This is a genomic window from Leeuwenhoekiella sp. A2 (assembly GCF_047946655.1).
Classification (GTDB): Bacteria; Bacteroidota; Bacteroidia; order Flavobacteriales; family Flavobacteriaceae; genus Leeuwenhoekiella.
This window is the reverse complement of sequence record NZ_CP172311.1, coordinates 1,649,516-1,675,910: the sequence shown is the minus strand read 5'-3', so window position 1 is coordinate 1,675,910 and position 26,395 is coordinate 1,649,516. Positions and strand designations below refer to the sequence as shown.

General features: G+C 36.3%; 23 protein-coding genes. 6 read left to right on the top strand and 17 right to left on the bottom strand.

All coding sequences use genetic code 11. The features are described from left to right. Positions 1–29 precede the first annotated feature (29 nt). A complete protein-coding gene (locus tag ACH3PA_RS07520; RefSeq protein WP_416445583.1) occupies positions 30–236 on the top strand; it encodes a DUF6341 family protein in 207 nt (68 codons plus the stop codon). Between the two features lie 11 nt (positions 237–247). On the opposite strand, the gene purD is transcribed toward ACH3PA_RS07520, so the two are convergent. After that, positions 248–1,519, bottom strand: coding sequence for a phosphoribosylamine--glycine ligase (gene purD / locus ACH3PA_RS07515; protein WP_416445585.1), 1,272 nt, complete (start codon positions 1,517–1,519; stop codon positions 248–250). Between the two features lie 65 nt (positions 1,520–1,584). Between purD and ACH3PA_RS07510 the strand changes: the two genes are divergently transcribed. Next, positions 1,585–2,892 (top strand): phenylacetate--CoA ligase family protein, encoded by a 1,308-nt coding sequence (locus tag ACH3PA_RS07510; protein WP_416445587.1) that lies wholly within the window; start codon positions 1,585–1,587, stop codon positions 2,890–2,892. On the opposite strand, the gene ACH3PA_RS07505 is transcribed toward ACH3PA_RS07510, so the two are convergent. The 3 genes from ACH3PA_RS07505 to ACH3PA_RS07495 are packed head-to-tail and all read right to left on the bottom strand — an operon-like array spanning position 2,870 to position 5,990. Then, positions 2,870–3,649 (bottom strand): glycosyltransferase family 2 protein, encoded by a 780-nt coding sequence (locus ACH3PA_RS07505; protein ID WP_416445589.1) that lies wholly within the window; start codon positions 3,647–3,649, stop codon positions 2,870–2,872. The two genes, ACH3PA_RS07510 and ACH3PA_RS07505, sit on opposite strands and share 23 nt — an antisense overlap. 1 nt (position 3,650) lies before the next feature. Then, a complete protein-coding gene (locus ACH3PA_RS07500) occupies positions 3,651–5,000 on the bottom strand; it encodes an exopolysaccharide biosynthesis polyprenyl glycosylphosphotransferase (RefSeq protein ID WP_416445591.1) in 1,350 nt (449 codons plus the stop codon). Beyond that, entirely contained in the window at positions 5,001–5,990 is a 990-nt protein-coding gene (locus tag ACH3PA_RS07495) for a UDP-glucuronic acid decarboxylase family protein (protein ID WP_416445593.1), read from the bottom strand. Positions 5,991–6,354: 364 nt separating this feature from the next. Here ACH3PA_RS07495 and ACH3PA_RS07490 point away from each other — a divergent pair, with 364 nt between their 5' ends. After that, positions 6,355–7,476 carry a glycosyltransferase gene (locus ACH3PA_RS07490; RefSeq protein ID WP_416445595.1) on the top strand — a complete coding sequence of 374 codons (1,122 nt, stop codon included), beginning with the start codon at positions 6,355–6,357 and terminating at the stop codon, positions 7,474–7,476. Here ACH3PA_RS07490 and ACH3PA_RS07485 read toward each other — a convergent pair. The 3 genes from ACH3PA_RS07485 to ACH3PA_RS07475 all read right to left on the bottom strand — a co-directional run bounded on the left by ACH3PA_RS07485 (position 7,400) and on the right by ACH3PA_RS07475 (position 11,050). Further along, complete coding sequence (locus ACH3PA_RS07485; RefSeq protein WP_416445597.1) at positions 7,400–8,698, bottom strand: O-antigen ligase family protein; 1,299 nt, start codon at positions 8,696–8,698, stop codon at positions 7,400–7,402. The two genes, ACH3PA_RS07490 and ACH3PA_RS07485, sit on opposite strands and share 77 nt — an antisense overlap. Further along, complete coding sequence (locus tag ACH3PA_RS07480; RefSeq protein WP_416445599.1) at positions 8,670–9,662, bottom strand: hypothetical protein; 993 nt, start codon at positions 9,660–9,662, stop codon at positions 8,670–8,672. Before ACH3PA_RS07480 ends, ACH3PA_RS07485 begins: the two co-directional genes overlap by 29 nt. A gap of 80 nt (positions 9,663–9,742) precedes the next feature. Next, positions 9,743–11,050 carry an MATE family efflux transporter gene (locus tag ACH3PA_RS07475; protein ID WP_416445601.1) on the bottom strand — a complete coding sequence of 436 codons (1,308 nt, stop codon included), beginning with the start codon at positions 11,048–11,050 and terminating at the stop codon, positions 9,743–9,745. A gap of 111 nt (positions 11,051–11,161) precedes the next feature. On the opposite strand from ACH3PA_RS07475, the gene ACH3PA_RS07470 reads away from it, so the two are divergent. Beyond that, the gene (locus tag ACH3PA_RS07470; protein ID WP_416445603.1) at positions 11,162–12,250 is read left to right on the top strand and encodes a glycosyltransferase; all 1,089 of its coding nucleotides are present in this window, start codon (positions 11,162–11,164) and stop codon (positions 12,248–12,250) included. Here the strand turns inward: ACH3PA_RS07470 and ACH3PA_RS07465 are convergent. Genes ACH3PA_RS07465 through ACH3PA_RS07450 form a run of 4 tightly spaced genes read right to left on the bottom strand, consistent with a single transcriptional unit; the run spans position 12,240 to position 17,303 of the window. Then, the gene (locus tag ACH3PA_RS07465) at positions 12,240–13,235 is read right to left on the bottom strand and encodes a hypothetical protein (RefSeq protein ID WP_416445605.1); all 996 of its coding nucleotides are present in this window, start codon (positions 13,233–13,235) and stop codon (positions 12,240–12,242) included. The two genes, ACH3PA_RS07470 and ACH3PA_RS07465, sit on opposite strands and share 11 nt — an antisense overlap. Next, positions 13,235–14,920, bottom strand: coding sequence for a DUF6909 family protein (locus tag ACH3PA_RS07460; RefSeq protein WP_416445607.1), 1,686 nt, complete (start codon positions 14,918–14,920; stop codon positions 13,235–13,237). Before ACH3PA_RS07460 ends, ACH3PA_RS07465 begins: the two co-directional genes overlap by 1 nt. A gap of 19 nt (positions 14,921–14,939) precedes the next feature. Continuing rightward, a complete protein-coding gene (locus tag ACH3PA_RS07455) occupies positions 14,940–16,433 on the bottom strand; it encodes a GH3 auxin-responsive promoter family protein (protein WP_416445609.1) in 1,494 nt (497 codons plus the stop codon). A 3-nt stretch (positions 16,434–16,436) separates the two neighbouring features. Then, entirely contained in the window at positions 16,437–17,303 is an 867-nt protein-coding gene (locus ACH3PA_RS07450) for a M23 family metallopeptidase (protein ID WP_416445611.1), read from the bottom strand. A 117-nt stretch (positions 17,304–17,420) separates the two neighbouring features. Between ACH3PA_RS07450 and ACH3PA_RS07445 the strand changes: the two genes are divergently transcribed. Next, positions 17,421–17,621, top strand: a complete 201-nt coding sequence (locus tag ACH3PA_RS07445) for a Sec-independent protein translocase subunit TatA/TatB (protein WP_416445613.1) — start codon at positions 17,421–17,423, stop codon at positions 17,619–17,621. Positions 17,622–17,680: 59 nt separating this feature from the next. Here ACH3PA_RS07445 and ACH3PA_RS07440 read toward each other — a convergent pair whose 3' ends face one another. The 3 genes from ACH3PA_RS07440 to ACH3PA_RS07430 all read right to left on the bottom strand — a co-directional run bounded on the left by ACH3PA_RS07440 (position 17,681) and on the right by ACH3PA_RS07430 (position 21,535). After that, positions 17,681–18,649, bottom strand: coding sequence for a DUF4837 family protein (locus ACH3PA_RS07440; RefSeq protein WP_416445615.1), 969 nt, complete (start codon positions 18,647–18,649; stop codon positions 17,681–17,683). 18 nt (positions 18,650–18,667) lie between these two features. Then, positions 18,668–20,263, bottom strand: a complete 1,596-nt coding sequence (locus ACH3PA_RS07435) for a LysM peptidoglycan-binding domain-containing protein (RefSeq protein ID WP_416448494.1) — start codon at positions 20,261–20,263, stop codon at positions 18,668–18,670. An 84-nt stretch (positions 20,264–20,347) separates the two neighbouring features. Beyond that, on the bottom strand, positions 20,348–21,535 hold the full coding sequence (locus tag ACH3PA_RS07430) for a phosphoglycerate kinase (RefSeq protein WP_416445619.1): 1,188 nt from the start codon (positions 21,533–21,535) through the stop codon (positions 20,348–20,350). A gap of 123 nt (positions 21,536–21,658) precedes the next feature. Here ACH3PA_RS07430 and ACH3PA_RS07425 point away from each other — a divergent pair, with 123 nt between their 5' ends. Then, on the top strand, positions 21,659–22,807 hold the full coding sequence (locus ACH3PA_RS07425) for an ATP-binding protein (protein WP_416445621.1): 1,149 nt from the start codon (positions 21,659–21,661) through the stop codon (positions 22,805–22,807). 48 nt (positions 22,808–22,855) lie between these two features. Here the strand turns inward: ACH3PA_RS07425 and ACH3PA_RS07420 are convergent, their stop codons facing one another. From ACH3PA_RS07420 to mnmG, 3 genes are all read right to left on the bottom strand, one after another. After that, on the bottom strand, positions 22,856–23,380 hold the full coding sequence (locus ACH3PA_RS07420) for an OmpH family outer membrane protein (protein ID WP_416445623.1): 525 nt from the start codon (positions 23,378–23,380) through the stop codon (positions 22,856–22,858). A 210-nt stretch (positions 23,381–23,590) separates the two neighbouring features. Beyond that, the gene (locus ACH3PA_RS07415) at positions 23,591–24,442 is read right to left on the bottom strand and encodes a class I SAM-dependent methyltransferase (RefSeq protein WP_416445625.1); all 852 of its coding nucleotides are present in this window, start codon (positions 24,440–24,442) and stop codon (positions 23,591–23,593) included. A gap of 36 nt (positions 24,443–24,478) precedes the next feature. Then, positions 24,479–26,350, bottom strand: coding sequence for a tRNA uridine-5-carboxymethylaminomethyl(34) synthesis enzyme MnmG (mnmG, locus tag ACH3PA_RS07410; RefSeq protein ID WP_416445627.1), 1,872 nt, complete (start codon positions 26,348–26,350; stop codon positions 24,479–24,481). Positions 26,351–26,395: the final 45 nt, after the last annotated feature.

Below are 26,395 nucleotides of genomic sequence, written 5' to 3'. Positions count from 1 at the left end.
GCAACAACCAATTGTAAAAGTACACGATTATGAGTTTTAAAGCTGTTTATGAAGTTATAGAAGATTTTTTTGTGAATGTAGCCTTTGCTCCTCTTGACGCTTTGCGTGCTTTAGAGCTAAAAAGCTGGTGGGCTGCAAATGGCATCAACATCATTTTTATTCTAATAGGTTGTGCGGCTTTCATTTACTGGATGAATGAACTTAAAAAGTATGATGAGAAAGACGAGCGCGTCTAGAATCATCTTTTTTATAAGTCAAAACCTATATCTTTTCTAAAGTTCATTTTATCAAAATGGACTTTTTCTATATTCTTATAAGACAGTTTCAACGCCTCTTTAAAGTCTTCATGTAAAGATGTTATAGCCATTACTCTTCCGCCTGAAGTAAGAATTCTATTTTCTTCCAGAGTGGTTCCTGCATGAAATACAAGTGAGTCTTCTATATTTTCTGCTCCTGTTAACTCAATTCCTTTTTCGTAAGCCTCAGGATAACCACCTGAAACCAACATCACAGTAGCTGCAGAACGAGGATCAAGCTCAAGTTTAACTTCGTTGAGTTTCTTCTCTCCTACTTTAGTAAAGACTTCTACCAGATCATTTTTTATTCGCGGCAAAACTACTTCGGTCTCGGGATCGCCCATACGCACATTATATTCTATAACATATGGATCGTCTCCCACTTTTATGAGGCCAATAAAAACAAAGCCTTTGTAATCGATCTCTTCCGTTTTTAGGCCGTTTATGGTAGGTTTTACGATTCTTTCTTCGATTTTTTCCATCAATGCTTCATCTGCAAAAGGAACCGGAGAAATCGCTCCCATACCGCCCGTATTCAAACCAGCGTCTCCTTCACCTATACGCTTATAATCTTTCGCCGTAGGCAAAGTGATATAATTCTCACCATCTGTAAGTACAAAAACGCTAAGCTCAATACCGTCTAAAAATTCTTCTATTACCACTGTTTCACTAGCGGCACCAAATTTTTTATTGGTAAGCATATCTTCAAGCTCTGCTTTTGCCGCATCAAGATCATTTAAGATCACAACTCCTTTTCCCGCAGCCAGACCATCTGCTTTAAGTACGTACGGCGGTTTAAGGGTTTCTAAAAATTGCTTTCCGGCCTCAAGGCTTACGCTTTTAAAACTTTCATATGCCGCTGTGGGAATATTGTAAAGTGCCATAAACTCTTTTGCGCGCTCCTTGCTGCCTTCAAGTAAAGCACCACGCTTAGACGGGCCAATGACATTCACTTCTTTTAACGCTGCATCATGCAGAAAAAAATCATAGATCCCGTTTACTAATGGGTCTTCAGGACCCACAATAACCATTTCTATATTTTCTTCTAGTACAAGAGCCTTTATAGCATCAAAATCTGTTACAGCGATATTCTTGTTAATCGCGATTTGTGCCGTGCCCGCATTACCAGGTGCTACAAAGAGTTTATCACAATGTGAGCTCTGCGCAATTTTATAGGCAAAAGTATGTTCACGACCACCAGATCCCAATACAAGAATATTCATTTTAAATGTGTTTAATTGAATGCCAAAAATAAATGTTTGTAAATTGACCTACTAATTTTTACTCCTTGAATTTATTTGATCTCTCACTGCGATTATCGGGTTTTAATATTGACGCTGCGCGAAAAAAAATAGAGCAGATACAGGCTATTCCTGACTCAAAATATCGGGCATATTTGCATGAAAATCGGGCAGAAATAGTAAAATATCACCTCAATAATACGCCGTTTTACAAAAAACTGGCTGCAGGAAATAGTGAGTGGGAGAATTTACCTGTTCTAACCAAAGCTAATCTGCAGCAGCCCTTAAGAGACAGACTTTCAACAGATTTTACTTCTAAAAATGTTTATGTAGGAAAAACATCGGGCTCCGCCGGTCATCCTTTTGTATTTGCTAAAGACAAATGGAGTCATGCCCTGTCGTGGGCTTCCTTTTATTCTGCTTACGCGAAAGCTGAGATTGATTTATCTCATGATTATCAAGCCAGATTTTACGGTCTTGCAACTGGCGGAAATAGCAGATATAAAGAACGATTTAAAGACTTAATAAGCGGGCGATACAGACTGCCGATTTTTGACCTCAGCGAGGCGAAAATGACTGCTTTTTTAGCGATTTTTAAGAAGAAGAAGTTCACTTACATTTATGGGTACACAAGTAGTATTGTTTTGTTTGCGAAGTTTCTGGCTCAAAAAAACATCGTTCTAAAAGAAAACTGTCCCTCTTTAAAACTTTGCATTGTAACCAGCGAAATGTTATTTACCGAAGACAGAATAATCGTTGAAAAGCAGTTGGGTGTTCCGCTGCGTAATGAATATGGCGCTTCAGAAACCGGACTCATCGCTTTTGAAAATAATGATGGTAAATTACAAATTGACAGCAAGCTGTTATATGTGGAAATTTTAGATGATAACAATAAAATCGTGCCCGCAGAAACCGAAGGTCGTGTTGTGATCACTTCTCTTTACAACAAAGCACATCCTATTATACGTTATGATATAGGCGATTTAGGAATACTTTCTCAGGAAAGTTCTGCTAAAAAAATGATTCTTAAAAAGCTCACAGGGCGAAAAAGTGATTTCGCAGTTTTACCAAGTGGAAAAGTGGTTCCCGGACTTGCATTTTATTACGTGACAAAGAAAATTATCGATAATGACTCTTCTGTGAAAGAATTTGTAATCACACAAACCCACACGAATGCATTCTTAATTGAGTATGTAAGTAATTTTGAAATGGATCAAAATTTGGTCAAAAAATTAAAAGAAGAACTTGCAGCATATTTAGAACCCAACCTTGACGTACTCTTAATTAGGAAAGATGTTATTGCCCGTTCTAAAAGCGGAAAACTAAAACAGTTTACTTCGCACGTAAATACTTGATCTGTTTATTTTTTACTGTTTTTTGTTCCCATAAAAACTGAGCTAAAAGAATGGTGCTTTTTAGAAAGGAGAAGTTTAAAACTTCATTATAGACCTTAAAATTATATTTAAGCATGTTCCATTTATTGGCAGAAATAGACCCTTTTCTCACCCTGTAGGTCGCTAAACTTTCTGAGATGCCATAAGCGTAACCTGCTTTTTGAATAAGCTTCAACCACATACCCCAATCCTGACGTACTCGCAAATCTGAGAAATATTCTTTCCCTAAAACTGAAGCATTATAAATTGCCGTTAGATTGCCAATGTAGTTTGCCTTTAAGAGTTTAGTAAAATCAATTTTAGGCAGAGCTTCTATTTTCCTGTGTAAAGATGTACCATCTTCAGCAATGAAGTCATAATCACTATAGCAAATGAGTGCATCGTGCTCTTTCATGAATTTAATTTGCTTCTCTAACTTTGAGAATTTCCAAATATCATCTGCATCTAAAAAAGCAATATAGTCTCCTTTGGCTACAGCCAAACCTTGATTTCTTGCGTTTCCTGCGCCTAAGTTCTCGCTCAGCTTTTTAACTGTTATTCTATTATCAGATTCTGCAAGAGCCTGAGCTACCAGATAACTTTCATCGGTTGATGCATCGTCTATTATAATAAGCTCCCAGTTTTCATAAGATTGCGCCAGCACAGATTGAACTGCGTCCTTTAAGAATGTAGCCCCATTGTATAACGGTGTAATCACAGAAACCAATGGTTTAGACATTTTAGTAAGCGTTTTTATCTCCCTGAACTGTGTTAAGTACAGTCTTTACGATAATACGCAAATCCATTAGGATTGACCAGTTTTCAAGATAAAAAATATCAAAACGCACCCTGTTCTTAATGTCATCATCTGTTCTTATCTCTCCTCTGTAACCACTTACCTGGGCTAAACCTGTAATTCCTGGTTTTACAAAATGTCTAACCATAAATTTATCAATGCTTGCCGCATATCTGTGGGTGTGGCTTAACATATGAGGTCGTGGTCCTACAACAGACATATCTCCTAAAAAAACATTGAAAAACTGTGGCAATTCATCTAAACTGGTTTTACGTAGAAAGTTACCCAGTTTTGTTATGCGACCGTCGCCTACCTTCACCTGCTCAGAATGGGCTTTCTCATTGCTGTGCATCGACCTGAATTTATAGCAATGAAAAACGTTACTTCCTAACCCATTTCGCTTCTGCTTAAAAAATACCGGCCCGCGTGATTCAATTTGGATAATTAAGGCCACAAGAGGAGTTAACCACGACAAAATGAGAACTATAACGATTGAGGAAACTGCCAAATCAAGAGATCTCTTTAAAAATTGATTTAAAGGTGTTTCTATAGGCATCGTTCTTAAGGAAAGTATAGGTGTAATGCCGTAATACTGATACTCCAGTTTTTTGGTAAAAATCTCTCTATTATCAGGTAAAAACTTGACTATTTTTAAATTGTTATCTGCAAAATCTACAATCTTAGCGATCTGCTTATTCTTTACTTCTGAGATTGAACAATAGAGTTCGTCTACATTATTTTCTACAACAAAATCTATAACCTCCTTTACGCCAATTTCCTTATTCTTAAAATCGAATACTTTAACTAACTCATAACCGTAAGCTGGGTTTTTAGTAAAAAATTCTGCTAACCTCAATGTTTTAGAGTTTTCGCCAAGCACAACAACCCGCTTTAGGTTTCCACCTAGTGTGGTTCTATACTTTTTTAAGAGATTGAACAATCCCACCTTAAGAATTGATATCGCAAGAAAACCTAAAAGTATATACTCAACTACACTTGATAGATCACGCTGTTGATTTGCTAAACCAAAAAAGGCAAAAATCATTAACGCAAACACCACAAATTGCTTGAACAGCAGGTTAAGAATATTAAGGAGAGAAGTGAATCTGTAAACCTCGTAAAACTCAGTTAATAAGGTTGTTATGAGCCATCCTGAGATTATATAGATAGAAAAAGGCAGAAGCAGTGATGGTTTTAGAAAAAAGTATTCTGCTAATAAAATAATAAGTGCCAGGTCAAGCACATACAATGCGGGTCTTATATAAACCGATGCCCTCTTTGTTCTAACTCCCATCTAATTTCTAATATGTTTACTAAAATCTTTATGCTCCCTTTTAAAAAGCTGTTCCTGGCTCAAACTTTTGAAATAATCAAATGTTCTTTTCATACCTGTTGTGCGATCTGTTTTAGGTTCCCAGCCTAGTTCTTTTCTCGCAACAGTAATGTCTGGTCTTCTCTTTTTAGGGTCATCAACAGGTAATTCTTTATGAATGATCTTTTGATCTGTACCTGTTAAATCAACAATTTCTTTAGCAAAATCAAGAATGGTTATTTCTTCAGGATTACCAATGTTTACGGGATCTGTATAATTACTAAAAAGCAGCTTATATATACCCTCAATCTGATCATCTACATAACAAAAAGAACGAGTTTGCAACCCGTCGCCAAAAACTGTAAGATCTTCTCCCCTTAGCGCCTGCCCCATAAAAGCCGGAATTACTCGCCCATCATTTAATCGCATTCTTGGGCCGTATGTATTAAAAATACGTGCAATACGTGTTTCTAATTTGTGAAAACGGTGATAGGCCATTGTAATCGACTCCTGAAAACGCTTAGCCTCATCATAAACTCCACGCGGGCCAATGCAATTTACATTACCAAAGTATTCCTCATTTTGAGGATGCTCAAGAGGATCACCATAAATTTCAGAGGTTGAAGCAATTAAGATTCTGGCATTCTTATCTTTTGCGAGACCCAATAGGTTATGCGTTCCTAATGAACCCACTTTTAATGTTTGAATAGGAATTTTTAAATAATCTATAGGACTGGCAGGAGAGGCAAAATGTAAGATGTAATCTAAACGGCCGGGAACGTGAACAAAATTTGAAACATCATGGTTGTAAAAAGTAAATCGTTCTTCTTTAAAGAGATGATCAATATTTGAAATATCACCGGTTATAAGATTATCCATCGCCAGCACTTCAAAACCCTCATTTATAAATCTGTCACACAAATGTGAACCTAAAAATCCGGCTGCTCCTGTAATAAGTATTCTTTCCGTCATAAATTAAACTCACTATTTCAGAAAGGAAATATATTGATTTCCAAATCAAAAATTCTAAATTATTCTTTAAGAACCTCATTTATTCGATAATGTTCTCAAAACCTCAGATTATCTCAGGATCATTCTTTAATTGAATTTTTTTTTATGGTACTTTGTACTTCAAAAATAAATCACATGAATAAATAATTTATGTACGTATTATAACGACTAGATTTATATTTAAAAAACATTCCCTTTTAATAAAGTTTTGTATATTATTAACTCCTTTTCATCACCCTCTGCGATGTAAATTATGCTCTCAAAGCATTATTTTTTAAATGATTTATATACTAACCTATATGGGTAACAGTGACATTTTCAGAATATGAAAGCTCTTAAGGTTGTGCACATAATTGAAGCCTTAGGTGGTGGTATTTATAGTTATTTCGTAGAACTCACACACAGTTTTGGAGATCTCGAGAATGTAGAAACGACTATTATTTTTAGCGATAAACGCAAAGAAATAGATCCTCAGCAGATCTATGTAGATTTTAATAAGAATATAAATCTTATCAAGATCCCTATGAAAAGGGAACTTTCTGCCAGTGCAGATTACAAAGCATATTTAAAAATTAAAAAGGTATTAGAAGAAATTAAACCAGATGTGATTCATCTTCATTCTTCAAAAGCGGGTGTTTTAGGTAGAGCCGCTTATTACTTTTCGGGGTCAGATGCTCAATTATATTATACTCCGCATGGTTATTCCTTTTTGCGCAAGGACATTTCGGTAATCAAAAAGTTCTTTTTCTTCTGTATAGAAAAACTCACTCAAAAATTCTTTGGCGGTAAAACTATTGCCTGCGGTGATACAGAGCTCACTTATTCTGAAAGAATAGGACCCGTTACGCTTGTGCGAAACAGTGTGAATCTTTCAAAAATAAGAACAGTTAAAACTGAAAATGAGCAAAGGCCACTAACCATTGGTATTTTAGGAAGAATTACATACGCTCGTAATCCTGAGCTTTTTAATGTGCTCGCACTGCGACATCCCGAAATAAATTTTATGTGGATAGGTGATGGCGAATTGCATGATAAACTTACAGCACCTAACATTACAATTACTGGCTGGTACACAGACCAGAAAAAAGCGCTTAGAAAATTAAATTCTATAGATATTTACCTGCAAACCTCTTCCTGGGAGGGTTTGCCCATTGCGCTTCTTGAGGCTATGGCTCTTGAGAAACCAATTCTGGCTACTAACATAATTGGCAATAAAGATATTGTGAAGCATGGTGAAACGGGTTACCTCTTTAATACCATTTATGAATTTGACAATTACCTTTTCTACTTACAAGATCAAAGAACGCGGGAGGTATTTGGTAAAAATTCTCTAGCGCGTTGTGAAGAGTTGTTTGACAGTAGAAAGAATTTTAAACAATTGATCGATCTTTATTGGGAAGAGTACATAAATAATGATGTGCAAACAAACTTATCCAAAGTGCACTAAAGGTTATCCCATCAAATCTGATTAAAAAATCATCCATCATATTTGAGGTGAAAAACAGCCAGAAAAAGAATAGTATAAGCGATTCTTCCGTTTTTAGCCCTAAAAACGCGATAAATACTATAAAAATCAGGAATACGAGCGCTCCTAAAATTCCGAATTTTAGTAAGAAATCGAGCAACTGGTTATGAACAGGGAATTCATACTTAGCCAGAAATTTTTGATTGGTCGCTGTATAATAATCATTTAATTCATGTTTGCCGTCTCCTGCTCCTGCACCCAGCGGTAAATTGTTAACAGCAACTTCACCTGCCGCTTTCCATATACTGAGGCGTGTAACTAAGCTATTAAAAATTGTAGCCTCCGGATTTTCTACCTCATCCAGCCGCCCAATTTTGTCTATATGTGCAAATGTGACCCCAGAATATTTATCAATAATATGAGGGTCCATCGTACTAAAAGCAAAAAACATCACAGCACTTAAAAATATGCCTGTAAGGAGTAAAAATCCGGTTTTTCTAGGTGAAAATCGCTGTCTGCTTCGGTATAAAATAACAATTAAAAACCCGATAAATGCGTTTACGATTGCCAATCTGGTATTTATATAAAGCAGAATAAAAATAGATAGTAGAAGGATTACGAGATTAGCCACGATCCCTACAAATTTCTTTTTCGCTTCAAAGCTCTTTATAAAGAAATAAAAGTTGGTAACCGTTACAAATGCAATATGCATATTAAGTGCGGGGGCATGCATACCCATGCTGTCACCAAATTTATACCCCATTTCCCAAAGATCTTTGCCCGCCAGATATTTATAAAAGAGATCTGGATACACAAGCACAAATCGTATGAAAACCACCACCATAATGGCAGTCGTAATTATACTGTAATACCGAAGAATCTTTTTTAAATTTAATCGTATATCCTGACCAATTATGAGAATGGGGAAAAGAAGCAAAGCTGTTCTTTTTTCGGCATGTTTAATGCCTTCTGCCAGCGAATTGTTATTCCATAAAAAAAGCAGATCAAGCAGAAATGGTGAAGCTATAATTACTATGAAAATCCATTTTGTTCTATTATAATTTAAGTGTTTATAATTAGCAATATTAAACAGAACAAAAAGCCACAAACTGTAAGTAGCGGGAAGTCTAAAAATTAAAAGACAACCAATTAAAATTACAAATGCGGTATAAATACTACTGTATGCTTCTTTTGAAATGATCATAGTACAAAGCAAAGTAAATTAAAGGAAAGTAGCCCATTTTATGGCGCACGGCAGAACCAAGATCTGGTTCAAAAATGCCCTGAATTATAAAATATGCAAACACAAAATAGAACATCCATATCTCATATTTGTATTCCCTTTTTCTTGAAATACAAAGCTTAAAATAGTATAGCAAAAAGCCAAAAAGCAGCAATTGCCAGAGAATAAAAGCAATAATTTGCGGTTTAAAAATATGCCTTAATCCATTTAATGGGAAGTTCACCGTAAAGAAACCGTAAAAAATACTTACCACCTCACCGTACCAGGTTGTCGCAGGTACCGGCGATGTAATCATTGAGTTTGCATCTTCACTTTGAGACCGAAAGAGGTTAAGTTCTTCGCGCGTGCTTTCGGTTAAAAATTGGCCTTTTACCAGTCCATAAGAAAGCGACAGAAAGACGGCGACCAGCAAAGCGCCTGTTATGTTCAATGCTATTTTATTCTTGATCCTAATGTAGCTTAACAAGTGCATTGCCAGTGCAAGAATAGGTATAAAAACAAAGTAAATTCTGAACCATAACCCGAAGACAACAAATATGAAAAACGATAATAAAACTGTTTTAGGAAGGCTGAATTTTTTATTCTTAAACAGAAAGGGTATTAAGGCCAGATAACAAAATGTAATAAATTCTTTTGATGGCATCGAGATAAAGAATGCCAGCAGTAATAAGGAAATATATACGAGACTGTTTTTTAAAGTAGGTCTTGCAAAAGTATCGGGAATGCCCAATTTATAAATGATGCACAAAAGTAGAGGCAGTTGTATGAGCGCAACAATAGGAAAAGGCAATTTGCCCAGCAGGGTATACTCGTAAAAAGACATGGTAAGCGGGTAACTGCCCCACCAGCCTCTCTCGTTATAAAAATCCTGAGTAATCGTTAATGCGTCATAAAAAAACCGCTCAGGAAGGAAAAAATAAGACAAAATACCTGTGATAACGATAAGAATCGATAAAAGTAAAAAGATGAAGTATTTTGATTTGATTACCACCTTAGGTATAAGTATTAGCGAACGAACAGTTTTACACCATCTGCCTTATAAATCATAACAGCTGCTATACAATTCCAAAAAATAACAGCTGCAGAAGAAGCTATTGCCGCCCCGTTAATTCCATAAGTTGGTATTAGAAGCCAGTTCAATATTAGATTTAATAGAACTGTAAGCAAAAGGATATTCTGAAAAAGCCGCTGTTTTCCTGTCATATTTAAATATACAGCCACCGAGCCAAAAATAGTACTTGCAAAATGCCCAGCCAATAAAAAATACAACGCATCTTTTGCTGCAATATATTCTTTACCAAAAAGACCCAGCAAATATGCAGGGAAAAAGATGAGTATTAAAATAACAGGCAGAGAAAGAAAAAATATAAGCCGCGCATTTGATCGCAACAACGATTTTAGAGCTTTTTGGTCGTTTTTACTATATAATTCGGCGATTTTAGGAGCAATTGAGGCGTTTACTCCGTTAAGAATTAATGAGAGCACAAAAATGATTTTAATGGCTACGGCATAATATGCAATGTTTTGAAAATCTGAATATCTTTTAAGAAAAAGCACATCTATACTTAAGAGCAGAAAGAAGCCCAACGAACTTATAGCCATAGGGTATGACTGTTTAATTATATTTTTTAAACTTAATTCTGGTAATTGCGTTTTACGCTGCTCCCTCTTTTTGGCCAGAACTATAATCGTACTAATTATAGCAAGAACAAAAAATCCTAATAGAAAAACATCTATTAAATAACGGTGCATTTCGAAATAATTAAGCGCTAAAACACCCAAAGCAAAAGGTGCATATTTAACCAGACCTCTAAAGAGTTCTGATAAATATAATTTATCTAATGCTCTGTAGTATTCGGTATTAAGTAATGTGAGGGCATAAAAGAAAAGAATCGCTCCTACTTTTCGCATAATGCTGAAAGATGTATTGTCTTCAAATACATAAGAATAAAGCGATTTAGGAATTATTAAAAAAAGCAGAAAAAAGCCAATACTTATTGCCAAGAGAGCCAAAACCATCTTTCTGTATACAGGGAATAATTCATTAATTGCATTTTTGGCCTTTAAGTAACCCCCATAATATAAAATTGATTGATCTGTCCCAATGAGCACTACACTACCTAAAAACAGTAAGATAGCCCGTGTAAATTCATATTCACCTACAATTGCAACCGGAAAAAAGTTAGTCAGGTAAATTGTAGTAATAAATAACAATCCTACTCCCATAACTCTAAGTACAAGAGCCTTTATACTTCGCAGCGTATCCTTGTTTTTAAGTAAGCGTTGTGTAGGGCTGTTTAACTTTGTTGACATAAAGGTTTCTGTACCCATTTAAGGTGCGGTAATATACATAAAAGCACCAAGAGCAGTATGTTTGCAGCTTAGAGTTCAATAAAAATTACTCTTTTAAAATGAATTTATCTCATGAGGATTTTGCACATAATTAACAGCCTGCAAATAGGCGGTGCCGAAAGATTGGTTGTTGATCTTCTTCCGTTTTTAAATGATCAAAATATTCCAAGTGACCTTCTTTTGCTCAATGCTGTTGAAACATCTCTTACTAAAGAACTCGCTGCGTCTTCTCATTGCCAAATATTCTCTTTAAATGCTTCAGAAATTTACAACCCTCTTCTCATATTTAAAATCATACCCTATTTAAAAGATTATGATATTATTCATATTCACTTAATTCCATCACTGTACTGGGTTGCTCTTGCCAAATTTGTCAGCGGTTCTAACACAAAATTGATCTATACCGAACATAGTGTCATCATTAAAAAAAGATCAAATTGGTTTTTCCGAATGGTCGACAGGTTTATATATAGCCAAATTGACAACGTGATTTGTGTGTCACAACAGGTGGAAGACTCTCTTCATAATCATTTAAAAAATGAAAGTAACAATCTTGTAACCATTACTAATGGAATAAATTTAAGTAAGTTTAGTAATGCCCTGCCTATGAATAGAAGTGAATTAGGATTGTGCGACACCGACTTTGTAATTGTTCAGGCATCAAGTTTTAGGCCGGCGAAAGATCAAAAAACAGTTATAGAGGCTGCTAAATTGCTTCCTGCGGAGTTTAAAATAGTTTTTGCGGGTGATGGTCAAAACCGAATTCCTTGCGAGAAATACGCGCTTGAAATAGGCGCTGCTAAGAATACATTTTTTCTGGGCAATCAAGAAGATATACCTGCTCTTCTCGCTATGGCAGATGTGGTCGTATTATCTTCTCACTATGAAGCTTTTCCTCTAGCGGTACTAGAAGGGATGGCTTCTCAAAAACCAGTTGTAGCTTCTAATGTCTCCGGCCTCGCTGAACTTGTAGGAAATACCGGAATCTTGTTTGAAAAGGGAAATGCGCAGGAACTTGCGTCTATCATTTTAAAGTTAAAGAATGAGAAAGCTTATTATGAGAAAATGGCAACGAGATGCTATTCCAGGTCACAAGAATATAGTTTAAAGAAAATGGCAACAGAACATATAGCTCTTTATGAAGCTGTATTTAGTGCATAGAAGCGCTGCTTTCAGCAATTTTCTTCAGTTTAAAGTAGAACTTTTTAATTAGGTGCAAGAGCATAAAAAGAAAGATGAAAAGTATAGGTAACCATATCATCTCGTGATCCATCACTGTTTTATGCTCTACAATCACTGGTTTATTGATTACGTGTACCAACTTATCGAGCATTAATAATTCTTGTTCTATCTGTGAATTAGCATCAAGCAGGTTAGTTTTAGCCTGCAAAATATTACCAAGTTCTATACCCTCTCCTCCATTAATAGTTACCTGGCTAGCCTCTCCTTTGTTGCTTATTAAAGCTTTATTAGAATTAACTAGCAGACTATCTAGTTGTTTCAGTGAAAATGTATTTTCTGCTAATTGATTATTTAAGTTCTCTCGAAAAACCTCTCTCCTGCTTTGTAAATAGGAATTGTTTTCTAAAAAACTAAGAATGCTATCTATAACGTCATCTGTAGCTTCATTAGATAATTTTAATTTGATCGTGTGAAGCTCATAATCCCACAGGAAGTTTTTAGATTCAAAAAAAGATTCTTTAGATTCTACATTCTCCAGAAGCAGCACGCTTTGATTATCGCTATATGAGCGATATTTCTCAAGTATATCTCTTATATTGATAATGGGGCTAATATCAATAGATTTCAGCTTATTTCTTCCCTTTATAGAAATGCCCAGATCATTGAGAAAAACGGTGTCTCTCTCTTTGATTTTAAGCTCAAGCAGATTAACCGCGTCATAGAGATATGTTACACTTTCTACATTTGCGTGTACAATTATTTCTGCCTCTCTCTTGTTACTGGTAACTGTTTGTAAAAGATAACCCAGAACTAACCCTACAACTAACAGCCCGACTAAAACCAGATAATTTCTGGTAAGAAAAGCCATGGCTCTAAACAGTAGAACAGCAAGTTTTTTAAAGTAACCTCTTGTTTTTCTGTAAAGCACTCTTAGGTCAATGTCCTGGTTATCCTGGTCTGCCATTATTGAAAAATTTGTTCTAAAATCTTTTCTGTAATAAGATACGTAGGTTTAACACCTGTGGTTCCTAATCCGCCAGAAGCTAAAGTACTTCCTGTTTCCAGCGGATTATCAGACGCATAATACGCATATCTTACTTTAACTTTATCACTTATATTTCCACGTAATTTGGCTGCAGCCTGAATGGCTTTCTGGTAGTGTGCACCCTCCATTTCAAGTCCTATAACATTCCACGTGCTTTCGTAGAAAAATCTCAAAATGTCCCTATTCTGAAGAGAGGTTCCTAATACTGTGATCATAGCACCTTCAAAAACTGAAATCCCACTGCCTTCTAGAAATTCTTTTTGTAACTCATTCTTAAAGGGATAGTTATCTGCAGTTCCCTCAAATAAATGCGCTTTTGGAATCATAATATCTCCTTTTCCGCCTTCAAGAATACCTGCTTTACCCATGATAGAAATAGATTCTACATCCAGATAAACGGTTTGCTTATCGATCTCATAAGGCTTCAAAAGTTCTTCCATGGTTTCATATGCCTGCTCACCAAAAGCATAATCCATCACAACAATAACCGGTTCTTTGCCCGCTTCATATTCTTGTTTACAGAAATTATTTTTAGTTGTGTCGAGTTTAGCAGTATCAAATATTTGTACATCAATATTAGTCCCGCTAAAATCTGGCAAGAAGATCATCCCATGTTGAAGCGCTGTTTTTTCTACTCTGGTACGCAATTTACCGCTGGCCGAGTCGCTAAGCATTTCGTAAATCTCAATGCTACTCTTCTTCTCTTTCTCTTTGGTAAGAGCAACCGGTGCATAAAGCGTATTCATAACGCTGTGCATATTTGCACTTATGATATGCAGCGGTCTTTGTAGCAGATTGTTCTTTTGTAGTACAGACTTTATATTATTTGCCCATACCTCGCCATGAATATGGTGCCCTAATCTCTCACGAAGGACAGGTGAGAAAGTAACAATGCGTTTATCATTTTCTACAGTTTCTTCAATTGCTCGTTTACCTAACCAGTACACTAAACGCAGAAAACGCTTACTGTTCTTAGGAGTTGCAAAAGCGCCATAAATAGTTGTCACCTCATGAAAGGTTCTGCCTAAAATATTTGCTGTATGTGTTAATGCAATTTCGCGCTCAGTTTGTGAAAGCTCTTCTTCTGCCCTTACAGCTTTTTCAAGCTTTTTCCAATCGCGTGTTGTGCTGCCATCTTCATTGATGATCACACGACGCATGATCTTGTGTGACTCTATAAAAAGAAAAGTAAGATGCGTAAGGATGTCATAAATCTCAGATCTTCCTCGAGTTATCTCAATATTCATCTGCTCCTCATCTATGCGATAGCAGTTTCTGCGTCTTTTAGGCGGCACAATGGGTTTAAAATGTGAATCTTTATAGCCCTCATCGCTTGTAAGATTAATATAACGACACTCTTCTATACCTTCTGGTAATCTGTCTATAACATACAAAAGACCATTAAGTTCTACTTTTTCTTCTGCAATTGCTCCATATATTTCTGGCCTTAAAATCAATAAAGCCTCTCGCAACGTCTCTCCAGAAACGCCCATGGGTTTGTAAAATCCTCTATTAAATAAATGGCGCATGGTGATATACATACGCTCTATTGCGCTAGAACTTTCTTGCGCGCGGGTTCTTCCGCCTTGATTACTTATGCTCATAGGGTTCAAATATACCTAATTAAAAATGTAGCTTATGTAACGCATTTGCTATTTTTCTATCGTTTGAGAGTCGGGGTAATTTATTTTGACCACCTAACTTTCCTTGTGATTTCATGTATGCATTAAAGCTGCCTGAAGGCACAGGTTTAATAATTAATTGGGTAAGTACTTTTCCTGTTATTAAATCTTTGTAATATGAGTTTTGCTGCTGGAGTGATACGTCTATCGCTTTCGCGAAAGCGTCCATATCTGCGGGTTCTTTTTCAAACTCAATAAACCACTCATGGTAAGGCAAACCCTGCTCTGGGTCTGTTTGTGGCGCGACAGTAAATTCACTTATCTGTGCATCGCTTTCTTTTGCAGCCTGCGATAATGCCTCTTCTACTTCTTTGCCAATCACGTGCTCGCCAAAAGCAGATATAAAATGTTTAATTCTGCCGGTAACGACAACGCAGTAGGGGTCTTTGCTTGTAAACATAACCGTGTCTCCCACATTGTATGCCCACAACCCGGCGTTAGTAGAAATGATCATCACGTAATTCACATCTAGTTCTACCTCGCCAATTGTTAATCGCTGCGGATTCTCATTAAAAAATTCTTCTGCCTTTATAAACTCATAGAAGATCCCCGAATTTAAAAGCAACAACATCCCTTTGCTATTTTGCTTATGCTGGTAAGCAAAAAAGCCCTCACTGGCGGGGTATAATTCTATACTGTCTACAGACCTGCCCATGAGATTCTCAAACTTTTTACGATAAGGCTCATAGTTAACTCCGCCATAGATAAAAAGATTAAAATTTGGGAAGGTTTTACCCACCTTTTGACCGGTTTTTGCCACTAAACGCTCAAAATACATTTGCACCCATGAAGGTATACCGCTTATCACGGTCATATCTTCTTTTAGCGTTTCTTCAACGATAGCGTCTACTTTAGTTTCCCAGTCATCAATGCAGTTAGTTTCCCAGCTTGGCATGCGGTTCTTTTGTAAATAGCCGGGCACGTAATGCGCCACAATACCAGAAAGTCTGCCTGTTTGTATTCCGTTTTGTTCTTTTAAAACCGGACTTCCCTGTAAAAAGATCATTTTACCATCTACAAATTGCGTATTACCGGTCTCTGCAATGTAATGTAGAATTGCATCACGTGCAGCAGCCGGATGCATAGGCATAGATTCTTTAGTAAGCGGAATGTATTTTGACCCGGAAGTAGTCCCTGATGTTTTGGCAAAATAAATAGGTTTTCCCGGCCAGGTGATATCGCTTTTGCCTTCAACTATTTTATCAATATAACTTTTAAGTCCCTCATAATCTCTTACAGGAACTTGCTTAGCAAAATCTGATGGCGAATTGATGTTTTCAAAATTATGATCTTTCCCAAACTCTGTATTTTTAGCAGTTTGTATCAAATTTTGAAAAACCCTGAGCTGAGTTTCTTCAGGCGATTTTGACCACTTTTTAGTCGATTTTACCACATATTGAGCGAATATTTTTGCGCCAAAGGTTTTTAAAGACATATGTTATTCAAAATCTATATAGTTAGTAGGATCTACAGGGTAACCACCACTCCATAATTCAAAATGAAGATGAGGTCCTGTTGTATATTCACCTGTCGAGCCGGCCGTAGAGATTACTTCTCCTGCTTTTACAAGATCGCCCTGCTCTTTGTTTAACGATGAATTGTGTTTGTATACTGTGATCAAATTGTTGCCGTGTTCTAAAATTATTACATTACCAGTCTCGGTCGTCCACTCTGCAAATATCACGGTGCCGTCTGCTGCTGCTTTGATAGGTTGATCTTTTGGCACCACAACATCTACGGCATAATGTTTCTTATCAACATTGTATCCTTCTGTAATACTACCTTTTACAGGCGGAAAAAGAGAAAAATTAATGTTAGCAGATGCGGGTTCAAAAACATTATAGCGATCTTCTCTTGCTACTTCTTCACGTAAAATAGAATCTTCGCGGGAAGGATCGAGATTAACTTCGCCAAAATTTTCTTCTTTTTCCACCACCAGAGAGTCTCTGTTAAAATCTACAGTCTGTACATCACCGGTAAGTACCTTGCGAATGCTCGCATAATATTGCTCATTTACATCAAGAGTCTGCTTAAGTGAATCTGTTTTAAACATAAGCTCTGTAGCCTGCTGTTTTAATGCGGCAGAAGAATACCCGGGAATGTACTCTCTAAGCGGAGTATAGGCGATAAGTATTGTGGTTAACCCAATAAGTACTATGCTTGATATGCCTACGAGTATAAAAACATTGAGCCTGGTAAGCTTGAACGAAACCCGTTCTTCAAAGGTGTCTTCATTTAGAATTACCAGTCTATACTTGTGTAAAAGCTTTTTTTTAAGCTCTTTTTTTTCTTTTTTCTTAACCATACGCGTAAGCAATAAGCAAATATAAAATTTAAAAGGGGTTTGCTAAGTACTAAAGTTTCATAAGAAAACGTTCTGTCTATCTATTTCTTATTATCTTTACAATCTAAAATTTGAATTATGAATGCATTGGCAATATTTTTAGGAGTTATTGGACCCTGGCAAATAGGACTTATAGTCGTTATAGTTTTGCTGCTTTTTGGAGGTAAAAAAATACCGGAAATGATGCGTGGTTTAGGCAGCGGAATTAAGGAGTTTAAAGACGCCTCAAAAGAAGATGAGAAGCCTAGAGAAGAAAAAATAGAAGAGAATAAATCTTAAATAAAAAACCCGTGATGTAAATATCACGGGTTTTTTTAATGCCTTTTTGTAAAAATCTGCTACTTTAAGAATTTTACAGATTTCAATATAGATTCAAGTTCAAACATATTATCTCTTTTGCTGGCTGAAGGTTTAAATACAAAGCCCTCAAGTACCAAATAGCGATTGTTCTTCTCATCTTTTATGGCATAATTCACAAAAGGACCTGCCATAAATTTATTCTTTACGTCCCACATACCTTTAGTCTCATACGCCGGCTTACCTGCTATAGTACTTTCTTTTAAGTAAGGTGCAAAAGCTTCTTCAGTTATAAATCGCGCTCCTTCATCAACGGTTATATTATCTCCGCCTATAGAGTCGCGCATTTTAATAAGAGCGCCTATAGTATTTGTGTCTTTATCAATAACATCAAAAGGAACTTCATAAATAGTGATATTCATATCTCCGTTAGGAACATCCTTACGTATCCAGAAAAAATTATCATCTGTTTTTGCATATCGATATGCCGATGGGAATTTAAGAGAAATACCAAATTGCTTCTGAATTTGCTCATCATCTTTTAGCGAAAGACTAATTCTTCTTATTTTTTCCTTGATTTCAACCTCTTTAAGCGTGTTTACGATAGTCGCGCTATCCTTTTGAATTATATTATTGATCGCGTCGCTATTAGGCCCGGAAATAATAATTCCTGTCTGCGGCTTCGCATAAAGATCCTCTACCACTTGGATTTTAGTAGAATCAGACTGTTCTACTTTTAAAAATGTACGCTGTTTGCGCATAAACCCACTAAATGCATCATCTGGCATTTGATTGATGTCAAACATTGGTTCAATTTGCGGTAAGCCATTTACAGGTCCCGCAAGTTTTTCACGAATGTTTTCACCAATAGATCCTTGCCAAAGATCATTATTCATAACTACTGTGAGTGTATTTAAACCTCCCGAAGATTGCGAGACAACACGCTCACTGGGTTTATCGTTACAAGAGAGAATTGTGACTGCAAATAGAGCCAAAATTAGTTTTCGCATGGTAAAAGAAAGTTTTTGTTAGTTAGAAACCACAAGCTTCATACCGGGTTTGAGCTTGCTACCACTAATATCGTTCCAAACTTTCAAATTTGTAGGGCTTACGCCCGGAAATTTTTGTGCGATCTTCCATAAAGAGTCTCCCTGTTGCACAATGTAGGTCTTGCTGCCCCTCTTGATCGTGCTTTTGAGAGAAGATTTTGCACTTACCGAAGCTACTGGTTTTGATGGATATATGAGTAATCGCTGCCCGATATGAAGATTATTAGAACGCAGATTGTTCCATCTTTTTATTTGTGAAATACCTACCCCATATCGTGATGCAATTTTACCTAAATAATCTCCGCTTCTAACGCGGTAAGTTATACGCGAATCAGATTCAATATACTGAGGCAAAGTTTTCTCTGCCCGTTCAAGTTCCTTTTTCGCAGTAGCGTAAATCGCCTCCTCATTTGAAACAAATTTACCTATCGCTCTTACCGGTAATCTAAGTGCATAATTCCTGTCTTCTACAAACGGTATAATATCCAATTTGTAGGCAGGATTCAAAAACTGTATTTCTTCAAGAGGCGTGTTTGTATAATTAGCAATCTCATCAAGCGTAATGAGTTGCTTAACTTTTACAGTATCGGTCTCAAAATAGTTAAAATCGGGTTTTTGAGGGTGATAACCGTGCTCAGCCGCATATTCAAAAATATACATTGTCGCTAGAAAAGCTGGTACATATCCCGCTGTTTCACGTGGCAGATAATGCCTTATATTCCAATAATTTTTGTGCCCGCCACTACGCCGAATCGCTTTTGCTACATTACCCGGTCCTGAATTATAAGATGCCAAAGCCAAATCCCAGTCACCAAACATTTCATATAGTTTTGACAGGTATTTACATGCTGCTTCTGTTGATAAAACAGGATCCATACGTTCATCAACATAAGAACTTACTTCAAGATCATAAAGCTTACCGGTGCTAAACATAAACTGCCATAAACCTGTAGCTCCAACTCTTGATTTAGCTCTGGGACGTAATGCCGACTCTACAATTGCCAGGTATTTAAGCTCAAGAGGCATATCATATTTATCAAGCGTCTCTTCAAAACTTGGGAAATAAAAACTACTTAGGCCCATAAGACGCTCCATTGTAGGACGATGTCTTTTGAGGTACATTTTAATAACGCTCTCCAGAGAAGAATTATACTCTACATTAAAAGGCGTTTTAGCATCAAGAAGAGCAAGGCGTTTCTTTAAAGTATCAGTAGGTAATTCTGCAAATTCTACATTGCTGTAATCTATGCTGTCAATTATATTAGTTATAGAATCAAAAAGCTCACCATTAGTTAATTCATACAACCATAAAGAATCTATTTCTGCAGCGTAAGCATTGTCTTTGAGATTATACTTTAGTAAAAGTGAATCACCCTCAAGCTCTTTAACGAGTTTTACAGGAAGATCAAGTTCATATTTACTTGCAGATAAGGTGTCTATAGCTGTTAAAGTATCAGCTTGTATGATGTTTCTTTCTTCACTTGCTTTTTTTATAAACAAACTATCCTGAGCATTTGTCAATGCACAGGATAGGATACAAGTTATAAATAAGAAAAAAGTTAGATTTTTTGTCATAATATTCACAAACGGAGTAAACGCTAAAGTCGTATAATTTAATCGAAATTAAAAACTGAAGCTGTTAAACCGCGTAAATATTTATTATTCTTCTATTGCAGCAATACCAGGAAGTGATTTGCCTTCAAGCATTTCAAGCATAGCACCACCTCCGGTTGAAACATAACTTACTTTATTTTCAAACCCAAATTGTTTTACAGCAGCAACACTATCGCCACCTCCCACTAGAGAAAAAGCTCCTTTTTTTGTAGCGTCTGCAATGGCATTACCCAGGGCTATTGTACCTTTTGCAAAAGGTTCCATTTCAAAAACGCCTAAAGGTCCATTCCATAAAATGATCTTACTTTTTGCTACTACTTCAGAGAAATTCTCAAGAGATTTTGGTCCTGCATCCAGTCCCTGCCAACCATCTGCTATTTCGTAGATGTCTTCAACCTGCGTATTAGCATATTCTGAAAAACTATCTGCAGCGATCACATCAACCGGCAAATGCACAGTGACATTTTTTTCTTCAGCTTTCTTTAAAATCTCTAAAGCAAGCTCTTGTTTATCATCTTCACATATAGAACCTCCCACTTTACCACCTTTGGCTTTAATAAAAGTATATGCCATACCGCCACCTATGATAAGATCATCTACTTTACCAAGAATGTTTTCTATAATCGTAATTTTAGAAGAAACCTTTGCTCCGCCTAAAATAGCAAGAACCGGTTTTTCTGTAGAATTCATAACCTTATCAAGACTTTCTATTTCCTGAGCAAGCAGATAGCCAAAGCATTTTTTTTCAGGAAAAAATTCTGCAACTATTGTGGTTGAAGCATGAGCTCTGTGAGCAGTACCAAATGCGTCATTTACAAAAATATCACCCATTTTAGATAATTTCTCTGCAAAGACCTTATCTCCAGCTGTTTCTTCTTTATAATATCTCAGGTTCTCAAGTAATAAAATAGTACCAGGTTCAAGGTTCTTTGCAGCTTCCTGAGCCTCTTCTCCTATGCAGTCATCTACAAATTTCACCTGCACACCTATAATCTCTGAAACCGTATTCACAATATGCTTTAGTGAAAACTCAGCCTCTTTCCCTTTTGGTCTGCCCAGGTGAGACATTAACACAGCAGAGCCACCGTCTTCTAAGATTTTAAGAATAGTAGGTTTAGCTGCTTCTATACGTGTAGCGTCTGTCACTTTGTGATTTTCATCTAAAGGCACATTAAAGTCTACGCGTATTAAAGCTCGTTGATTCTCAAAATTGAAGTCGTCTATAGTTTTCATCTAAATTATGTGTTTGATTTTTGGGCTTTAAAGCCGATATTTTATTGGTTTTTGCCGATTTTATGGTAACAAATATAACAGATAGCCCGAAACATTCCGTCACAATTCTATTATATTTGGCACGTGTTATTCAAGGATATAATTGGTCAGGAATTTATTAAAAAACACCTAACCGCAAGTGTAGACAGAGGTCGTATTGCTCATGCCCAGCTGTTTGTTGGCCCCTCTGGAAGTGGAGTTTTGCCTATGGCTATTGCTTATGCGCAATATCTGGTATGTGCTAACAAAAACGGTGAAAATTCTGGTGAAAATGCAGCATGTAATTTAAAGTTTGAGAACCTCTCTCATCCCGATATTCATTTTGCCTACCCTGTTGCTACTACAGATAAAATAAAGAGTCACCCTGTCTCTGCCCATTTTGCAAAAGAATGGCGAGAATTTGTCGCGTCTACACCTTATGGAAATTTATACGATTGGCATCAACATATAGGTATAGAAAAAAAACAAGGACAGATAGGTGTAGATGAAGCGCTGGATATCGTGAAGTCACTTTCTTTAAAGTCATACGAAGGTGGTTTTAAAGTAATGATAATCTGGATGGCAGATAAAATGAATATTGCTGCTTCTAACAAACTGCTAAAACTAATAGAGGAACCTCCCAATAAAACGGTTTTTATTCTTCTTGCAGAAAATGATGACCAGATAATAGACACCATAAAATCTCGCTGCCAGGTGCTTCAATTTCCTCCTTTGGGAGAATCTGCCATGCAAAATGCCCTTATAAAAGATCATGGTTGTGAGCCAAATCTTGCACAAAAAATTGCACATCAGGCTAATGGTGATTACACTACAGCCCTGCACATTTTACAAAAGGATGGGCAAGAAGAACAGTTTGAAACATGGTTTGTTTCCTGGGTACGCACAGCTTTTAAGGCTAGAGGTAATAAAAAGGCTGTTATTGATCTTATTTCATGGAGTGATTCTATTGCAGTTTTAGGTCGCGAAACTCAAAAAAGCTTTTTAAAATACTGTGAGGATTTCTTTAGACAAGCAATGCTTTTAAATTATAAAGCAGACAGTCTGGTTTATCTGGAACCTACAACCCAATTTGATCTTGCTAAGTTTGCCCCTTTTATTCACGGGAATAATATTCTTGATATTATACAAGAACTTCAGGACGCATCATATCATATTGAGCGTAATGGTAATGCTAAGATCGTGCTTACAGATCTATCTATTAAACTTACACGATTACTTCACGCTAAGAAATAAAAAAAGCCTCATTTAGAGGCTTTTTAATATTGACTGTTATAAAGTGTATTAAGCTTTAGTTGTATCTGGCTTAAAACTATCATTCAGTTCTTTTAAGACCTTTTCTGTAAGATCATTTTCTTCCTTACCATAAAGAACGCTACCAGCCTCATTTTGACCGTAGATGTAATCATAGCCATTATTTTTACCATATTCTTTAACGTGATCTTTCACTTTTTTAATAATGGTATCTATTGCAGATTGGCTTTCCTGCTGTAATTGACGGCTACGTGTTTGCTGTTCCTGCTGAAGTTCCTGACGCAGACCCATTAGCTCCTGTTCTGTCTTCTCACGTTCTGCATTACCCATAGTAGACACATTCTTTTGATAAAGATCTACTTTAATTTGATAAGCCTGAGCCTTGCGCTCAAGATCACCCATCATCTCATCGTTAAGTTTAGTATACTTATCCTGAGCAGCGCTCATCTCGGTATAATCCTTTACAATTTTTTCTGTGTTTACAAAACCTGTTTTTTGTTTCTGACAGCTAAATGCGAAAATTGCTACAAAAACTAATACAACTGCTTTTTTCATAATTAAGTTTAAATTTCTGCAAAAGTAATAAGATACTTGAATAGTATCAGGAAATGACCATATTTTAATATAAATAGATTAAAGCAATTAGATTTATAAATACAATAGAAGTATTTTATAATTTTTGACGCTTAAATACTTGTTTTAAGACTTGTTTAAAGCAAAAGAGCAGGAATCCGCCTTAAACCATACAAAACCTTCTTAAATGGACTAAAAATCGCTTTTACTCCTCTGAAGTATATAAAGTATTGAAGAATATTCAGAATTTTTTCTTGCTGAAAGATTTGAGAATAATCCCGTATAAATTCCTCTAAGAAATGAGAATTTTGATCCTTTATATTTTTCTGACATAATACTTACGTAGAAAGAGTCGAGAATTAGAGGTTGTTGTTTTACTATTGTGAAGCCCCTCTCTGCAAAAACACTCGCTATAGCTTTTTGTGAAAAATGATAAAGATGTCGGGGCACATCATAAGCGGCCCATTTATCCTTGTAATTTTTAGCATCGTACGATTTGAAGTTGGGAACAGCAATGCATAGTAAACCATCTTTCTTTAAATTCACATCGAGCCATTTAATTTGCTCACGATAATCAGGCACATGTTCTAATACATGCCACATTGTGATTACATCATATTTTCCTGTTGCCTGGGTAAGATTTTCTTTAAGATCAATTTTTTTAGCAAATGCAATTTTTCGAGCCTTTTCACTAGGTTCTACTCCCATTCCAGAAAAACCTTGATTTTTTGCTTCTTCTATAAAATCACCCGTGCCAGCACCAATATCTAATAGAAGACCAGAAGTTTTATATTCCTTTATGAATGTAAACTTCTTTTTCAACATGTATGTTTTAGCAATTTGATAAATTCTGTCTACTAAACCCTTTTTAGAATCTGTATGTGAAATATAATCCTCGCTCTCGTAATAACGATTTAATTCATTGGTATTAGGTTGCGGGTATGTTTCTAACAAATCAAGTTCAGTATTATAAATAAGGTCAAAAACCTCCTTTGTAACCGCATTATCTTTTACCCTAAGAAAGGGCTTTTTATTGTTTTGCATGTGTATTTTTAAGACATTGTTCCACGTGGAACTATATTATCGACCCATGTAAACTAACATGACTGAAATATCGCTGGGCGAAACTCCGCTAATTCGTGATGCCTGTGAGATAGAAGCTGGTTGAATTTTTGTAAGTTTTTCCCTTGCCTCAAAAGACAATGATTTTAATTTCTTGTAATCAAATCCTTCAGGTATTTTAATATTCTCCAAACGATTTAATTTGTCGGCATTAGATTTTTCCTTAGCGATATAGCCAGAATACTTAATTCTAATTTCTGTCTGCTCTAAAACTTCATGATCTAGATCATTCTCCTGAACGTAATTTAAAACATCATTAACACGCAACATGTCTCTCATTTCTATCTGAGGTCTGCTAAATATCTTAAACATTTTATCAGACTGTTTCATAGGAGAAGAATTCTTCTCCTCAAGAATAGGATTAATCTCTTCTGGAACGACGCTCGTTTCTTTAAAAAACTCAACAAAATTTGAGCTCTCTAATTCCTTTTTCTCCATTGCCACCAGCCTGTCTCTTTTAGCCAAACCTATTTCAAAAGAACGAGGTGTTAATCTTATATCAGCATTATCCTGACGAAGCAAAGTTCTATATTCAGCCCTTGAAGTAAACATTCTATAAGGTTCTTCTGTACCTTTTGTAATTAAATCATCTACTAAAACTCCTATATAAGCCTCATTACGTTGTAAAATAAAAGAATCCTTCTCTTGCGTTTTTAGACTAGCATTTATACCAGCCATTAAACCTTGAGAAGCCGCCTCTTCATAACCTGTAGTTCCATTAATCTGACCAGCAAAATATAACCCAGAAACAAGTTTTGTTTCTAATGTATGTTTTAATTGGGTGGGCGGGAAATAATCATATTCAATTGCATAGCCCGGTCTAAAAAATTTCACACCTTCAAAACCCGCTACAGAACGTAAAGCTTTAAACTGAACATCTTCTGGGAGTGAAGTTGAAAAACCATTTACATAATATTCCACTGTATCCCATCCTTCCGGTTCTACAAACAATTGGTGTCTATCCTTATCTGCAAAACGATTTATTTTATCTTCTATTGATGGACAATAACGCGGCCCGGTACTTTTAATTCTTCCGTTAAACATAGGTGAGCGATCAAAACCCTCTCTTAAAAGATCATGCACCTTTAAGCTGGTATAGCTCATGTGGCAAGACCTCTGAATTTTTAACGACGAAGTTTTATTGCTGTAGCTAAATTTCTGCGGGTCTTCATCTCCAGGCTGCTCAATCATCTTGCTAAAATCAAGAGATCTTCCATCTACTCTAGGTGGTGTACCTGTCTTCATTCTTCCTGATTCAAAACCCAGATCAACTAACTGCTCAGTAATCCCCGTAGCTGCTCTCTCTCCTGCTCTACCACCACCAAATTGCTTTTCACCAATATGGATAAGTCCGTTAAGAAAGGTCCCATTAGTAAGAACAACACTTTTTGAATAAATTTCAATCCCAAGAGAAGTTTTTACACCCGCAATCCTATCCCCTTTAACGATTAAACCGCCCACCATTTCCTGATAGAAATCGAGATTAGGCGTATTCTCAAGCATAAGACGCCATTCTTCTGCAAAACGCATTCTGTCACTCTGCACTCTGGGACTCCACATAGCGGGCCCTTTAGATTTATTAAGCATCTTGAATTGAATAGCTGTACGGTCTGAAACTATACCACTGTATCCTCCCATTGCATCAATTTCACGAACAATTTGCCCTTTTGCAATTCCACCCATTGCAGGATTACAAGACATTTGCGCAATGGTTTGAAGATTCATTGTCACCAATAAGGTTTTACTTCCCATATTAGCAGCCGCCGCCGCTGCCTCGCAACCAGCGTGTCCTGCTCCAACCACTATTACATCATATTCGCTATCAAACATATCTATTGTTCCACGTGAAACACTCCTTTATTTCCTTCAAAAATG

Excerpts from the sequence above, each read along its gene's own strand:
- ACH3PA_RS07490 (WP_416445595.1), top strand. The coding sequence starts at position 6,355 with ATGAAAGCTCTTAAGGTTGTGCACATAATTGAAGCCTTAGGTGGTGGT.
- ACH3PA_RS07495 (WP_416445593.1), bottom strand. The coding sequence starts at position 5,990 with ATGACGGAAAGAATACTTATTACAGGAGCAGCCGGATTTTTAGGTTCA.
- ACH3PA_RS07470 (WP_416445603.1), top strand. The coding sequence starts at position 11,162 with ATGAGGATTTTGCACATAATTAACAGCCTGCAAATAGGCGGTGCCGAA.
- ACH3PA_RS07520 (WP_416445583.1), top strand. The coding sequence starts at position 30 with ATGAGTTTTAAAGCTGTTTATGAAGTTATAGAAGATTTTTTTGTGAAT.
- ACH3PA_RS07450 (WP_416445611.1), bottom strand. The coding sequence starts at position 17,303 with ATGGTTAAGAAAAAAGAAAAAAAAGAGCTTAAAAAAAAGCTTTTACAC.
- ACH3PA_RS07415 (WP_416445625.1), bottom strand. The coding sequence starts at position 24,442 with ATGCAAAACAATAAAAAGCCCTTTCTTAGGGTAAAAGATAATGCGGTT.
- ACH3PA_RS07430 (WP_416445619.1), bottom strand. The coding sequence starts at position 21,535 with ATGAAAACTATAGACGACTTCAATTTTGAGAATCAACGAGCTTTAATA.
- purD (WP_416445585.1), bottom strand. The coding sequence starts at position 1,519 with ATGAATATTCTTGTATTGGGATCTGGTGGTCGTGAACATACTTTTGCC.
- ACH3PA_RS07475 (WP_416445601.1), bottom strand. The coding sequence starts at position 11,050 with ATGTCAACAAAGTTAAACAGCCCTACACAACGCTTACTTAAAAACAAG.
- ACH3PA_RS07505 (WP_416445589.1), bottom strand. The coding sequence starts at position 3,649 with ATGTCTAAACCATTGGTTTCTGTGATTACACCGTTATACAATGGGGCT.
- ACH3PA_RS07465 (WP_416445605.1), bottom strand. The coding sequence starts at position 13,235 with ATGGCAGACCAGGATAACCAGGACATTGACCTAAGAGTGCTTTACAGA.
- ACH3PA_RS07440 (WP_416445615.1), bottom strand. The coding sequence starts at position 18,649 with ATGCGAAAACTAATTTTGGCTCTATTTGCAGTCACAATTCTCTCTTGT.
- ACH3PA_RS07500 (WP_416445591.1), bottom strand. The coding sequence starts at position 5,000 with ATGGGAGTTAGAACAAAGAGGGCATCGGTTTATATAAGACCCGCATTG.
- ACH3PA_RS07445 (WP_416445613.1), top strand. The coding sequence starts at position 17,421 with ATGAATGCATTGGCAATATTTTTAGGAGTTATTGGACCCTGGCAAATA.
- ACH3PA_RS07435 (WP_416448494.1), bottom strand. The coding sequence starts at position 20,263 with ATGACAAAAAATCTAACTTTTTTCTTATTTATAACTTGTATCCTATCC.
- ACH3PA_RS07485 (WP_416445597.1), bottom strand. The coding sequence starts at position 8,698 with ATGATCATTTCAAAAGAAGCATACAGTAGTATTTATACCGCATTTGTA.
- ACH3PA_RS07455 (WP_416445609.1), bottom strand. The coding sequence starts at position 16,433 with ATGTCTTTAAAAACCTTTGGCGCAAAAATATTCGCTCAATATGTGGTA.
- ACH3PA_RS07460 (WP_416445607.1), bottom strand. The coding sequence starts at position 14,920 with ATGAGCATAAGTAATCAAGGCGGAAGAACCCGCGCGCAAGAAAGTTCT.
- mnmG (WP_416445627.1), bottom strand. The coding sequence starts at position 26,350 with ATGTTTGATAGCGAATATGATGTAATAGTGGTTGGAGCAGGACACGCT.
- ACH3PA_RS07420 (WP_416445623.1), bottom strand. The coding sequence starts at position 23,380 with ATGAAAAAAGCAGTTGTATTAGTTTTTGTAGCAATTTTCGCATTTAGC.